Here is a 13849-nt window from a genome sequence, read left to right as displayed (position 1 = left end):
TAGTCAAGGTTAAAGGAAAGAATAATTCTGATGTCAATTTTGGCTTGTGAGGGGAGTGTAACTTAAAGAAGAAGTATCGACAGAAAACGATGGCTTTTCTTCTCTAAAATATTCTCTTGTACTTAGGATTCAAACAAATAAAACTTCTCATATAGCCGTTACCAAGCTAATTAAGGGTTTGCCAAAAGTTGAGCTATACACTTTCAAATAGAAGCGGTTTTTGCTAAAATACATGGTTATTTGATTGATAAAAGTATACTCTTTTTTCAATATTATTTAAATTGGAGAAATATATTTTTTTCATGAAATTGCTTATCATTATTATGATTTTTTTGTAAAGTTTTAAGTAAATTTTTTGTATAAAAAGAACTAGTGAATCTAGTAAAAATAGCATTCGAGCTACACTAGCTCCCTTGTTAAGATTTGTCAGCAGTGTTGAGAGTCTTGATGTTTGTTCTCCAACAAGTGCCATTTCGTGCTTAAAGAGATAGACAGAATAAAAGACAAAATATGACTAAGACAGCCTTAATTACCGGAATTACTGGTCAAGATGGCTACTATCTCAGCCATTTGCTCCTCAATCGAGGTTATCGAGTTGTCGGATTAGTGCCCCCAGATCGACAACCTAATTTGAAAAAACTGGGAATACTGGCAAATAAAGTAGAAATTTTTACAGTTGACTTGAGGGATAATACGGCACTGTTGACCGCAGTTGAACAACTGCGTCCCCAAGAGATTTACAATTTGGCGGCTCCCAGTTTTGTACCCGACTCCTGGAACGACCCATTGGGAACTTTGGATTTAATAACTGGTACAGCTACTAGGCTCTTGGAAGCAGTACGAAAAGTTGGTTTGTCTACCAGATTTTATCAAGCCAGCAGTTCAGAAATGTTTGGCGATGTATTCCTCTCGCCTCAAGATGAAGAAACCGCTTTTCGTCCCAAAAATCCTTATGCTGCGGCTAAAATGCACGCCCACTGGACGATGGTGCATCATAGACAGCGCTATGGACTATTTGCCTGTAGCGGAATTTTATATAATCACGAGTCTCCTCTACGCGCACCTGGGTTTGTCACACGCAAAGTTTCTTTAGCGGCTGCATCAATTAAATTGGGTTTAACTGACACCTTAGAAATGGGTAATCTGGATGCCAAACGTGATTGGGGCTTTGCAGGTGATTATGTAGAGGCCATGTGGCGAATGTTGCAAATTGATGAGCCAGAAGAATATGTGATTGGCACTGGTAAACTACACAGTGTGAGAGATTTAGTTGCCACAGCCTTTGAGTCAGTCGGCTTGAATTGGAAGCAGTATGTAGTTTTAAATACTAGCTTGTTACGACAAGATGAGCATTTTCAACTAGTAGCTAACCCCAGCAAGGCTAAAAAAAACCTCGGTTGGGAACCCCAAGTAAGCTTTGAGGAACTTTTAGAAAAAATGGTAAAAACAGATTTGGAGCGATTACAAAGCGGTGCAATCGCGCCCTTATCGCAAGTGTAAATAATCTAAATGCAAATCACTACAGTGACAAAAAACCTGAATTTAGGTAATAAAGTTAATAAACAAACTAACCATATCTTCGTGTTTTTAGAAATTTTTGCTCATGAAGGTGGTATTCAATCCTATATAAAAGATATTTTTCGCGCCTATTTGGCATTGGGTCAAGACTACAAAGCAGAAGTATTTTTGCTGCGAGATAGTGCTGATAGCTTAAATCCGTTTGAAGACGAAAACTTAAAATTTCATTACTTTAAAAATCAGTCTCCCTATTTGGGGAGATTGCAAATGGCAGCAGCTTTACTGAAATGTCTGTTGCAGAGCCGTCCGCAGCAGGTTTTCTGCGGTCACATTAACTTAGCAGTATTAATCCAAACACTTTGCCAGCCTTTGGGGATTCCTTACACCGTGCTAACTTACGGCAAAGAAGTCTGGGAACCGTTGAAAAATCAGGAACGTCGTGCCCTGATATCAGCAGAGAGAATTTGGACAATTAGTCGCTACAGCCGCGATCGCGCTTGTGTTGCCAATAGTCTAAACCCAAATATGGTACAGATGATGCCTTGTGCAATTGATGCGGATAAATTTACTCCTGGTTCCAAACAACCAGAATTAATCCAGAAGTATGGCTTAACTGGCGCGAAAGTGTTAATGACAGTAGCGCGGTTATGGTCAGGAGATATTTACAAGGGTGTAGATGTCACCATTCGGGCATTACCACAAATCGCTGAAGTTTTTCCAGAAGTGAAATATTTGGTAATTGGTCGCGGCGATGACCAACCGCGATTGGCGCAGCTAGCAAAAGATTTAGGTGTGAGCGATCGCGTTGTATTTGCTGGTTTCGTTGCCACAGAACAATTAATGGAACATTACCGCCTTGCTGATGCCTATATCATGCCTTCACAAGAAGGCTTTGGCATAGTTTATCTAGAAGCAATGGCTTGTGGAGTGCCGGTGTTATCTGGTGACGATGATGGTTCCGCTGACCCCTTGCAAGATGGTAAACTGGGATGGCGAGTCCCACACCGCAATCCTGATGCTGTAGCAGCAGCTTGTATAGAAATGCTTCAAGGGAATGACCAGCGATGTGATGGGGAGTGGCTGCGAGAACAGGCGATCGCTCTGTTTGGCTTAAATGCCTTTCAACAGCACTTACACAAAATGCTGCTATCCTCAGTAATAAAGTCCATTTGAGTCCAAATGACAAATGACAAATGACCAATGACTAAAATCGCTATCCTAGAAGGAGAGCAGGACGAAATTTATTAAAAATGAGCTTTAAGTCATTTCAATTGAATCTTTTAAATCTCCGCCCTTGGCTCACCCTGCTGGCAGTTGTTTGGTTGCTGGCATCAGTGGGCTTGGGTTGGTTAGTTAATTCATTGCTAATTATTTTCGGGTTGCTGTTGTTAACACCTATTGTGGCTTTTTTTGGCTTTCGTTGGTGGCTGCAACGCAACTTGGTTGCCGATCAATGTCCCGTTTGTGGATATGAATTTACAGGCTTAAATAACAGTCAGTTGCAATGTCCTAACTGTAAGGAATTACTGTTAGTGCAAAATAGTCATTTTCAGCGCTTCACACCAGAAGGCACAATTGATGTCACTGCTGTCGAAGTTCCCGCTAAATCACTGGAAGAATAGTCATTAGTCATTTGTCCTTTGCTAATGACTAATGACTATTTATTTTTTTGTGAGATTGAGAGGTTGTAAGTAAACTGTTGCTGGGATAGTTCGCCCACATACAGCGAGTATTTTCCTGCCTGCCAATAACCAGAAAGTTCTGACTTACTTCCAGAGTAACTATCTGCTAGTACACAAAAGCGCCCTCCAGGCCCGTCGAGCAGGAGTGTTGGCTTTCCTTGACTCTCTACTGTTAATCGTAAATAAGGTAGTGACTCTGTAACTTGGATAACTTGACTAGGTTCAGTGGTAATATTGCCACAATTACTTTTGACAGCTCCCCCAGACTTTCCCTTCAAAACCAGTGGATCTGGTTGGAAATTTCGACCAATTTGAATTGTCGGTGTCTGTGCCGAATTAGCCTCAGTGAAAGCCAAACTCATCGCCAAAGCTGTGGGAATAATTGCAAGTAGCCTCAGAGTCTTCATTTTAATTAATGCTCCAGATTTTTTTTAGAGCAATATTGTTATACAGTCCGATCTATATAGACGAGAGCAATTCCTCTTGGTTCCAAAAGCTGCCGTATAAAGTAATACTAGTGAGTTCAGGATTCTTTGTGAAGATTTGATAGGTGTATGTAGAGAGGTTGCATTGCAACGTCTCTAGAATTGATGTCTGAAAGGTCTTGCACGCACAGACATTAGCTAAAATCACAAAGACAACCACCAAAAATAGAATTTGGTTAGTCTATTGTTGAATAAGTATGCTAATGAGTTAGGAAAAATTGATGAATCCTCAACCAGAAGAAGACTTACAGCGTCGTCTCAATCAGCTAGACGCAGAGATTAATTCCCCGCCTGGGGTGGTTTCACAAGAACAAAAACAAACGCCTCAGTCTGTTTTTGCCAGCTTCAACTTGCAACTGGAGCGATTTCAGATTTGGTTCAACAGCTTATCTGGGGCAAAAAAGCTGGTAGTTTCAGGTGTGACGGTGCTAGTAGGCTTGGCGATACTGCAAGCAGTGTTTAAACTAGTTGCATCTGTAATCAGTCTGGCACTTTTGGCAGTGTTAGTGTATGTTGGATACAAAATTTTTGTGTCTGGTAGCTTTCAACGTAAGCAATAAGTTGATATGCATTTACTTTGCACTCTGCCCAAAGTTATGAAAGTCAGGAGCCGAAATAAAAACGGCTTCTGACTTACAGAGGATTTCCAGGAAGTTGAAGTACACAAGCTAAGTGTCAAAACTAGGTATAAAGCCTATTTGATTTCTGTTAGGGCAGCCCATTCAGACTCCAAAATTCTGCTGCATAACTCCTAAATCCTATTTCAATATGCTTTTCTTTTTGCTGACGAGCTTAGTCTATTTTAATTGTGCCGATCGCGGCGTAGAAATAATATCAAAGGAAATTATACGATGACCTCACCAATTGTCAGAAGAACTAGTAATCAATCTGGTCAGTCAAAAAAATCGGAAAGAGCCAATTCGCTGCTGCTAGGAAGTAGGCGTTTTGCTGCTTGGGCGGCTGAAATCACACTAGTGGTGACTAGTGGGTTGATTCCCTTCGGCATTGGTGTCTATGCCAATTCTAGAAGCGATCTGAACCGAGTGCCGCTTAACCCCGTGCTGGTAGTCACAGAAAGAGCGATCGCCAGACCTTTAGCTCTACCTGTGAGCTATGGTACCCGTAATGTTGCATGGCCGACTAATATTTTGTGGACAATCGCCTTGTTAGCGCCTGTAACTCTCTCTTGGTGGCAATTGTATTTATTAGCTAAGACTGGTAGCACAATTCCTAAACGTTGGTTAAAAGTGCGGGTTGTCAACGAGCAAGGGAAGCCGCCCGGATTGGGGGCAGTTGCGATCAGAGAAGGAGTTGGACGTTGGACAGTACCCATTTCCATTGCCTATCTACTGTGGCGCTACAGCTTTGCTTTTCCCAATTTAGGATTATTCACATTTTTGTCTTTATTAATGATTGTGGGTGAAGGGATTGGCTTACCGTCACGTCAAGGGCGTCGCGCACTCCACGATCGACTCGCAGGTACTTATACAATCGATGCAATCTTAGCTAGCAACAGACAAGCTCAGTCTGCTGACGGTAATGAAGAAGCAGAATGGCAAGAGGGAGAAGAATTAGCGGCAGATCAAACCAGCCAGTCACCTAATTTGTGGCGGCGAATACAGCAAAATCCCAATCTGACTTTGTTTGGGGTAGGGCTGACGAGTATGACTGCTGTGTTGGCAACTTTAATCGGCACTCAAGTTTATATCCAAATTCAACAATCCCAGCGAGCAACCAAGCAAATCAACAGCCAACAATTCCTCGAACTTGTCAAACAATTGACTCCCAACTCTGGGGCGACTAATGAGCAACGCCAAAGTGCAATTCTGGCTATGGGTGGTCTTAATGACCCACAATCGATTAAATTTCTGGCGGATTTATTAGTTAGCGAAACTGACCCCAGCCTTCTGGATACAATTCAACAAGCTTTGACAACTGTCGGGCCTCAAGCCATCCCAGAACTTAAAAATAAGAATCAGTTTTTGGTGAGCGAACTGGAATCTGTAGGTAGCACTGCAACCAAAGAGCGGGAATTACGCCAAGGTCGGTTACAAAGAAACCAACGAACAATCAACAAGATTCTCTCTGTTTATAGCGGTAAAAAACTCGACGGTGTTGACCTTAGTAGAACCCAATTAGGTCAAAGCGGTACTTCTGGAAGTTCCTTCTTCAACTTGGTACTGGACAATCTTGATTTATCAGGAGTTAGGTTTAAATCTGCAAATCTTAACCAAGCTAGCTTTAAGGGTAGCCGCTTCCGGGGTGTGGGTGAAGATGGACGCTGGGATACCTACGACGATGTAATGGCTGATTTAAGCCAAGCTCAGTTGCAGCAAGCTAATCTCACTGATGCTAACCTCAGTCGCGTCTTGATGAACCGCATCGATTTGAGTCGTGCCACTCTTAACAGAGCCAACTTATCCAACGCGCGTTTATATGATGCTAAACTCAACAGCACCCAACTAGTAGGAGCCGATCTGCGAAACGCAGTTTTAGAAAAAGCTAGCTTGACTGGGGCTGATTTAGGCGATGCCAAATTGAACGAAGCCAATCTGTATGCAGCGCGTTTAGGTCGCGCCACTGCGATCGGCACGCAATTATCTTTTGCCAACTTAATTAACACTGATTGGCAAGGGGCAGATTTATCAGGAGCTTATTTGGATCGTGCTAACCTCAGCAATGCTAACTTCAGCGCTACTCGTTTAACTGGTGCTGTTTTACGTTCTGCCCAAATGGAAAACGTTAACTTGCAAAATGCTGACCTAAGTCTTGCAGATTTACGAGGGGCAAATGTTGCTGGAGCAGATTTCAAAGGAGCAATTCTCGCTCCTAGCAAACAAGATCCAGCAGATCAATTTGTCCAAACCCCAGATTTAGGCTCAGTATCTGCCGTAGTCCAAGGGGTTGATTTTTCTCAAGCCAAAAATTTAGATGCCAAGCAATTAGCATACATTTGTACTCAAGGAGGGATTCATCCCCGTTGCCCGTAGAATGAGAGAGGGGGCAGGGGGCAGGGAGCAGGGGAGGATGAGGAGACAAGGAGACAAAGGGACAAGGAGATAAACAAAACTCCTAACTCTTAACTCTTAACTCAGCACTCCTAACGCCCCATGCCCAATGACTAATGACTAATTGGTGTGAGGAGTTGGTTATGAAATATATTCCATCTTTGGTTTCAGTTTTGGGGGCTGGTTTGGTCTTGAGTCTGGCGAGTACGAAACCAGCACAAGCTCAAGTAGCTTATGGCAGTTATATTGGTATCGGCCCCACTGTTGGTTTTACCGATGGTATCCAATTGGGGGGAGTAATCGCGGGGCGCTACAAGCTTTTGGAAGCACCAATTTCACTCCGCGCTCAAGTGTTAATTGGTAATAATACGGCTGTTGTACCAACGGTTTCTTACGATATCCCCCTCAACTGGCAAGCTGATGCCTACCTGGGTGCGGGATTAGTTTTAGCTGGTGGTGGTGATTCTTCTCCCGTGGGCGACAAAATTAGTTTTGCTTTACAACCGGGTATTGATTATATGATCCCAAATAGCAATACTGTCCTTTTTGGCAATGCCATTATTGCTTTTGATGCCTACCGAGATAGCAGTGGTACAGCTATCTCTGTACAAGGTGGTGTTGGTTTAAGATTTTAAGGGACACCCTATCCCTAAGAAGCGTTAAACTTCATTGCAAATTAACAAGTTAGTCCAAACAACGTGATAGTTTTTGGTCATGAAGAGAGACAGCACAGGATTAACACAGGAGAACACAGTGGCAATGGAATCAAATTTATTAACGGATGCGGGCGCAGATGAAATGAATCAAGATTTCAGTGAATATGTTGCCAACCTGCAACTTCACATGACTCTGCAAGCTCGTAATCTTGTTCCAACCCTGAAGCAAACACTAGTAGATAGTCGCCACCAATTACTCCATCAAACCCAAGCCCACTTTGAAAAGCTAGTTTCTCGGCAAGGGTTATAAAATATATACAAATTTTAATCAAAATTCAAATAAAATAAGGGCAGATGTTGTTGGGTCAATGCCAATGGTGTTCTCACAAGGTCTGCTTTTTCTGCTTTTTAAGTATTAAGTTACTAAAATCACCCTTTTGGCACAATAGTAGAGAGCAGAAACTAGTTAAGATTATTGCAGCAGTTCCTTCCTTTGAAGAGCAGTTAGTTAAGGCTAAATGGCGGCTCGAATAAAAATGACTTCATTACTTCCCAGAAACCTCAGCGTTATTATCCGACCAGTCCAATATCGGGATCTGGACGGAATTGAGCGCATAACTCAAGAGTCATTCGCAGCCCTTACTCCGAAGGGAGCAGGTTTTGCCATCAGCCAGATGCAAAGGCTGCGTCGCTGGTATGGATTACTCAAATTTTTAAGTTGGTTTCCTAACCCGCTACAGTATCGCCTTTGTGCTTTTGTCGCAGAGCAAGGGCGGATACTTTTAGGAATGATTCAAGTGTCACCCTTTAACCGCACACGTAGCACTTGGCGGATCGATCGAGTGTTGCTAGAGCGTGGTGTCGATAAACAAGGAATTGGTTCGCAACTTTTGCGTCATTGCTTTGAATCGATTCTGGAAGCTCGTACTTGGCTACTGGAAGTTAATATCAATGACATAGAGGCGCTGGCACTATATCGGCAAAATGGATTCCAGCGTCTAGCAGAAATGACGTACTGGGAAATTGGGCCAGAATTACTGGCTGAATTGGCACAAGCAGAGCCAGACTTGCCCAACCTCTTGCCTATAAGTAATGCTGATGCCCAGTTGCTATATCAACTAGATACGGCATCGATGCCACCTCTGGTACGTCAGGTTTTTGACCGCAATACCCGCGACTTTAAAACCAGTTTGTTTGGCGCTTTAACTGATGCAGTAAAGCAATGGCTGACTAAAACAGAAGTAGTCAGTGGTTACGTATTTGAACCGCAACGCAAAGCTGCGATCGGCTATTTTCAGGTGCAACTCGATCGCAAGGGTGAAGTTCCCCATGCTGCAACGCTGACAGTTCATCCTGCTTACACCTGGCTTTATCCAGAATTACTATCTCAACTGGCTCGTATTGCCCAAGATTTTCCCCAGCAAGGGTTACAACTAGCCTCTTCAGACTATCAGGCAGAGCGAGAAGAATATTTGGAGCGAATTGGAGCAAAACGCATAGAACATACATTAGTGATGTCTCGCTCTGTGTGGCACAAGCTACGAGAGTCGAAATTCGTCTCCTTAGAAGGAATCCAATGGACTGATATGCTGCAAGGTTTACAACCAACTCGTAAACCTATACCAGGTGGGATGTCATGGATACAACCAGGGAAGCTGCCATCCTCAGATAAACCACTGCCAATCAAGCCAGAACCGATTAACTTTCCGGTAAAAAATCCTAGCATAGAAACATCGCCGATTACTGAATCAGCAGATGGACAGCAGGAGAAGTAGTGTGATATTCCAAGAGCAACCAAAACCGTTTATTTCCGCCTTGGGACTAGATTTTGGTCGCAAGCGGATTGGTGTAGCTGGATGCGATCGCACGGGTTTAATTGCCACGGGTATCACTACAATTGAGCGCACATCTTTTGAGCAGGATGTCGAGCAAATCCGACAAATCGTTAATGAACGTGAGGTGCAAGTTCTAGTTATGGGCTTACCTTATTCAATGGATGGCTCACTAGGATTTCAGGCTCGTCAAGTTCAGAAATTTACTAAAAGACTTGCTAAAGCACTAAACTTGCCTGTGGAATATATGGATGAGCGATTAACTTCATTTCAAGCAGAGCAACTGCTGATAGCTGAAAACCGCTCTCCATCACGCAATAAAGGTTTGATTGACCGCAAGGCAGCGGCTTTGATTTTGCAACAATGGCTGGATGTTAAACGTGCTAACTCTCCTAGCTCAGTTGCGGCTATTGAATATTGATACCTTTTAACATGATATTCTAAAAACGATTAGCCAGCAGTTGTATCTACGTATAAAGCTATTTGTTTGACATAATATGTCATTAACTATAGTTAAGCGATTTTCAAACTTGCTGGTATTTATTAAATTTCTACATTTCGGCTATGTATTCCTCTCCATTTCCTGAAGAAAATGATAACGCTCATGCGGGTTCCATCACTTTAACCGATGATAAAGGGCGATCGCTCGACTGTTATATAGAGCATTCCCTAGAGGTAGATGGACAAGAATACGTTTTGCTCCTTCCTGTAGACTCACCTGTAGAAATTTTTTCTTGGGAAGGTGACGGTGAGGAAGAAGAAGCGGTTCTGGTAGAAGATGACACCATCATTGAGCAAATTTTTGCTAACGCCCAAGCTGTACTATCTGAGCAGAACTTGGTACTGAAGAATACAGCTTATGCTTTGACTGTTGCAGGTGATTTACCGCCAGTGGAAGAATCAGAACTCTTCACCCTAGAAATCGAAGACGAAGAGGCAGATTTAGAGCCTGAGCAATTACAGCTACTCGCTAGCTTTTATGAGGAAGATCAGGAGTATGCAATTTATACACCCCTAGACCCTCTGTTGTTTTTTGCACGGATAACAAAAACAGGCGAGCCGGAATTACTTTCTCCAGAGGAGTTTAGGAAAGTGCAACCTCTGTTAGAAGAACATCTTTTTAATGAAGTTGAATAAGATTAAAAATTCAAAATGTAATATTTTCATTTTGAATTTTTTAATTGGTAATTTTTCATTGAAATCACAATTTACTTAAATCTTTTACTATGTCCCACTAAATGTTAGAAGCAATGAAACATTGACACTAAATTGGGAAAATTAGTATTGTTTAAGATCCTCAAAAAAGCATTTTGGTAGGGATTTTTTAATTCCATTATCTAAAATACCAAATTAGTATAAGGTGCTGAAAATGGCTTATAGCGATTTTACATTAAGTAAATTTAAAAAGTCATTCAGCATCCGCATTGATGAAGAAACTGATTTATGTGCTGACATAGAACCTTTACAAGCAAGTGAGAAACTCAAAAATTCTTTAGAAGAAACTACAGAACTGGCTTTAGCAATTAATACTGAAAAAGCTCGTTCAGAAATGATTATCACTCCAATATTGTTGGAGATAAGACGCAGAGCGAGTTATCCAATTAGCTTATTTTCGGGAACAGATTTTAATGTAGATGCAGAAAAAGGTCTGAATGGATACTGTGACTTTATCATCAGTCGTTCTAAAGAGCAGCTAACAATTAATGTGCCAGTGGTGGTTATTATTGAAGCCAAAAACGAAAATATTAAAGGTGGATTAGGTCAATGTGCAGCCGCAATGTTGGCAGCCCAATTGTTTAATCAACAAGAAGGAAATGAAATCAGAAAAATTTATGGTGCAGTAACAACAGGCGATATTTGGAAGTTTTTGAAGTTAGAAGAAAACGATATATTTATTGATTTGAGTAATTATTACATCAAAGAAATAGATAAGATTTTAGGGATTTTATCTCAAAATGTTCAGGGAGAGATTCCAGGATGGAGTTCGACTAACTAAACTATATTGGGTTATGCTCATTTGTCTTAGCTATCTACATTTGACTGTTGACTATGTTCTGGAACAATCTTTTACAGCCTGATTTGATTTTAGAGGGTTCAGTGTTAAACCTAACACCAGATATTATCCAAAAATACGGGCTTAAAGGGCTGGTATTGGATGTAGATGAAACTTTAGTACCTTTTACAGTCGGGATAGCTTCTCCAGAACTACGAGAGTGGGTGGAGCAAATCCGTACCTGTACTGCACTGTGCTTGGTGAGTAACAACCTGAGTGAAGCGCGAATTGGTGGAATTGCGCGATCGCTCAATTTACCTTACTACTTAGGTGCAGCCAAGCCTTCCCGACGCAAAATTAGAGCCGCACTGAGGGGAATGGATCTACCAGTGCATCAAGTGGGAATGGTAGGCGATCGCTTGTTTACCGATGTTTTAGCAGGTAATCGTCTGGGAATGTTTACCATTTTAGTGGAACCGATTGTTCATGCCGATGCGGCTTTGCGCTCTCATCCCGTCCGCAACTTTGAAGTTTGGATATCTGAAATTTTGGGAGCCTCTATTACACCCAAGAAAAAGAAGATTCACAAAAGTTGAAAAATCGTCAGGAAAGTAAATCTAAAGAAATAATTAAGGAATCTTACTGGAACCAAAAAATCGGGGATCATAAGTATTAATAACATGGGGTCAGCCAAAAAAGACCCTAACTCATACTAAGTAAATATACTTCCGTAAAGCGTCAACCTTCACTATAGAGGGATTGGCGCTTTACAAATTGAGTTAGGAGTTAGAAGTTATGAGTTATGAATTAAATTCAACTCCTAACTCCTAACTCCTAACTCCTCACTTTTTAGATGCCACTAACAATTGTTGTCAAAATCGGTACTTCCAGCCTAACTCAACCAGAAACGGGACAATTAGCACTTTCTACCATCGCTACATTGGCGGAAACACTCTGCGATTTAAAACGCCAAGGACATCGGGTGATTTTGGTTTCTTCTGGCGCTGTCGGCGTGGGTTGTGCGCGGTTGGGTTTAACTGAACGTCCTAAGGCGATCGCACTCAAACAAGCTGTAGCAGCAGTTGGACAAGGTAGGTTAATTCGGGTATACGATGATTTATTTAATACTTTACAACAGCCGATCGCTCAAGTATTACTGACTCGCAGTGACTTGGTGCAGCGCAGCCGCTATCTCAATGCCTACAACACTTTTCAGGAACTATTAGGACTGGGAGCGATCCCGATAGTCAATGAAAATGATACCGTAGCAATAGACGAACTAAAATTTGGTGATAATGACACCCTTTCGGCATTGGTTGCCAGCTTAGTAGAAGCAGATTGGCTATTTTTGCTCACCGATGTCGATCGGTTGTACTCAGCCGATCCCCGTTCTGTGCCAGATGCGCGGCCGATCGCTTTAGTGAGTAGCATTAAGGAATTAACTCAATTACAAATACAAACAGGTTCCCAAGGTTCTCGGTGGGGTACTGGTGGGATGGTGACAAAAATTTCGGCTGCGAGGATTGCGATCGCAGCGGGAGTGCGTACTGTAATTACCCAAGGGCGATTTCCCCGGAATATCGAAAAAATTATCCAAGGCGAATTGATTGGGACGCATTTTGAACCGCAACCGGAACCAACTTCGGCGCGTAAACGTTGGATAGCTTATGGACTTGTACCTGCGGGGAAATTGTATTTAGATGAAGGTGCGATCGCGGCAATTTCTCTAGCAGGAAAATCGTTATTAGCAGCTGGAATTAAGTTAGTAGAAGGAGAGTTTGACACGCAAGATGCGGTGCAATTGTGTGACACGAACGGTAACGAAATTGCCAGAGGACTTGTGAATTACAACAGCAATGAATTGCAAAAGATTTGTGGGCGTCATTCACGAGAAATTTCTACAATTCTAGGATATGCCGGTGCAGAAACCGTGATTCATCGGGATAATTTGGTTTTGACTTAAAATGGAAATAAGATAAATTTTGTGACTACTAACTGAGAGAGTAAAAATATTATGACTCAAACGTTAGAAAATGCTGTTAACTTACCAGAAGAACAACGCTTCTTTCGACATGGGTTAAGTTGGGAACAGTTTAAAGCGATTCAAGCTAGCTTTGAAAATGTACCAGGGGTGCGGCTGTTTTATTGTGAGGGAATCTTAGAAATAGTGAGTATTGGTAAACCTCATGAGGTGATTAAGTGTTTAATTGCTGGATTATTGATTACTTATTTTGAAGTCAAAGGCATTGAATTTTTCCCCAGTGGTAGTTTTAGTCAGATTATTCCCAAGATAGTAGAATACCAAGCAGATTTATCTTATTGCTTTGGAACGGACAAACCTGTACCAGACTTGTGCATTGAAGTAGTGATTACTAGCGGTAGTCCTATAAAGTTGCAGAAGTACAAATTAATGCAAGTCCCGGAAGTTTGGTTTTGGGAAGATGGCACAATTGAAGTTTACTACTTACGAGAGCAAGAATATGAGAAAGTTGTTAAAAGTAAGTTTTTAGCAGAATTAGATTTATCCTTGCTCAATCGTTGTCTTTTGTTATCGTCTCCCTTGGAAGCTATTAGAGAGTTTCGTCAAGGCATTCAACAGTAATAGCAGGTTTAAATGAGAGAAAATATTTTATATAGCTCAGAATGTTAATTTTTACATTAGACTCATAATTATT

At 41.7% G+C, this 13849-nt stretch carries 15 protein-coding genes; 14 read left to right on the top strand and 1 reads right to left on the bottom strand.

From position 1 onward, the window contains the following. The first annotated feature begins 510 nt into the window (after positions 1–510). From RMY64_RS16290 to RMY64_RS16280, 3 genes are all read left to right on the top strand, one after another. Positions 511–1500, top strand: a complete 990-nt coding sequence (locus RMY64_RS16290; RefSeq protein WP_322700617.1) for a GDP-mannose 4,6-dehydratase — start codon at positions 511–513, stop codon at positions 1498–1500. A gap of 9 nt (positions 1501–1509) precedes the next feature. Further along, complete coding sequence (locus tag RMY64_RS16285) at positions 1510–2691, top strand: glycosyltransferase (RefSeq protein ID WP_322700616.1); 1182 nt, start codon at positions 1510–1512, stop codon at positions 2689–2691. A 77-nt stretch (positions 2692–2768) separates the two neighbouring features. Then, positions 2769–3140, top strand: coding sequence for a hypothetical protein (locus RMY64_RS16280; RefSeq protein ID WP_322675435.1), 372 nt, complete (start codon positions 2769–2771; stop codon positions 3138–3140). A gap of 35 nt (positions 3141–3175) precedes the next feature. Here RMY64_RS16280 and RMY64_RS16275 read toward each other — a convergent pair whose 3' ends face one another. Then, the gene (locus tag RMY64_RS16275) at positions 3176–3607 is read right to left on the bottom strand and encodes a hypothetical protein (protein WP_322675434.1); all 432 of its coding nucleotides are present in this window, start codon (positions 3605–3607) and stop codon (positions 3176–3178) included. Between the two features lie 299 nt (positions 3608–3906). Between RMY64_RS16275 and RMY64_RS16270 the strand changes: the two genes are divergently transcribed. From RMY64_RS16270 to RMY64_RS16220, 11 genes are all read left to right on the top strand, one after another. Next, positions 3907–4245: a hypothetical protein gene (locus RMY64_RS16270; protein ID WP_322675433.1), complete on the top strand. Its 339-nt coding sequence runs from the start codon at positions 3907–3909 to the stop codon at positions 4243–4245. Between the two features lie 291 nt (positions 4246–4536). Then, positions 4537–6675, top strand: coding sequence for a pentapeptide repeat-containing protein (locus RMY64_RS16265; RefSeq protein WP_322700615.1), 2139 nt, complete (start codon positions 4537–4539; stop codon positions 6673–6675). A gap of 161 nt (positions 6676–6836) precedes the next feature. Further along, positions 6837–7328 (top strand): hypothetical protein, encoded by a 492-nt coding sequence (locus RMY64_RS16260; protein ID WP_322682820.1) that lies wholly within the window; start codon positions 6837–6839, stop codon positions 7326–7328. A gap of 124 nt (positions 7329–7452) precedes the next feature. Continuing rightward, the gene (locus tag RMY64_RS16255; protein WP_104907762.1) at positions 7453–7659 is read left to right on the top strand and encodes a hypothetical protein; all 207 of its coding nucleotides are present in this window, start codon (positions 7453–7455) and stop codon (positions 7657–7659) included. A 208-nt stretch (positions 7660–7867) separates the two neighbouring features. Beyond that, positions 7868–9124 carry a GNAT family N-acetyltransferase gene (locus RMY64_RS16250; protein ID WP_322675430.1) on the top strand — a complete coding sequence of 419 codons (1257 nt, stop codon included), beginning with the start codon at positions 7868–7870 and terminating at the stop codon, positions 9122–9124. A 1-nt stretch (position 9125) separates the two neighbouring features. Continuing rightward, the gene (gene ruvX / locus RMY64_RS16245; protein ID WP_416212149.1) at positions 9126–9602 is read left to right on the top strand and encodes a Holliday junction resolvase RuvX; all 477 of its coding nucleotides are present in this window, start codon (positions 9126–9128) and stop codon (positions 9600–9602) included. Between the two features lie 143 nt (positions 9603–9745). Continuing rightward, complete coding sequence (locus RMY64_RS16240) at positions 9746–10318, top strand: DUF3727 domain-containing protein (RefSeq protein ID WP_322675428.1); 573 nt, start codon at positions 9746–9748, stop codon at positions 10316–10318. Positions 10319–10550: 232 nt separating this feature from the next. After that, the gene (locus RMY64_RS16235) at positions 10551–11177 is read left to right on the top strand and encodes a hypothetical protein (protein ID WP_322700614.1); all 627 of its coding nucleotides are present in this window, start codon (positions 10551–10553) and stop codon (positions 11175–11177) included. 53 nt (positions 11178–11230) lie between these two features. Then, positions 11231–11770 carry a YqeG family HAD IIIA-type phosphatase gene (locus RMY64_RS16230; protein ID WP_322700613.1) on the top strand — a complete coding sequence of 180 codons (540 nt, stop codon included), beginning with the start codon at positions 11231–11233 and terminating at the stop codon, positions 11768–11770. A 257-nt stretch (positions 11771–12027) separates the two neighbouring features. Then, the gene (gene proB / locus RMY64_RS16225) at positions 12028–13137 is read left to right on the top strand and encodes a glutamate 5-kinase (protein WP_322682813.1); all 1110 of its coding nucleotides are present in this window, start codon (positions 12028–12030) and stop codon (positions 13135–13137) included. Between the two features lie 51 nt (positions 13138–13188). Continuing rightward, the gene (locus RMY64_RS16220) at positions 13189–13776 is read left to right on the top strand and encodes a Uma2 family endonuclease (protein WP_322700612.1); all 588 of its coding nucleotides are present in this window, start codon (positions 13189–13191) and stop codon (positions 13774–13776) included. Positions 13777–13849: the final 73 nt, after the last annotated feature.

The organism is Nostoc sp. DedQUE08 (genome assembly GCF_034530895.1).
GTDB lineage: Bacteria > Cyanobacteriota > Cyanobacteriia > Cyanobacteriales > Nostocaceae > Nostoc.
The sequence above is the reverse complement of the archived record's forward strand: the minus strand, read 5'-3'. Positions and strand labels throughout refer to the sequence as shown.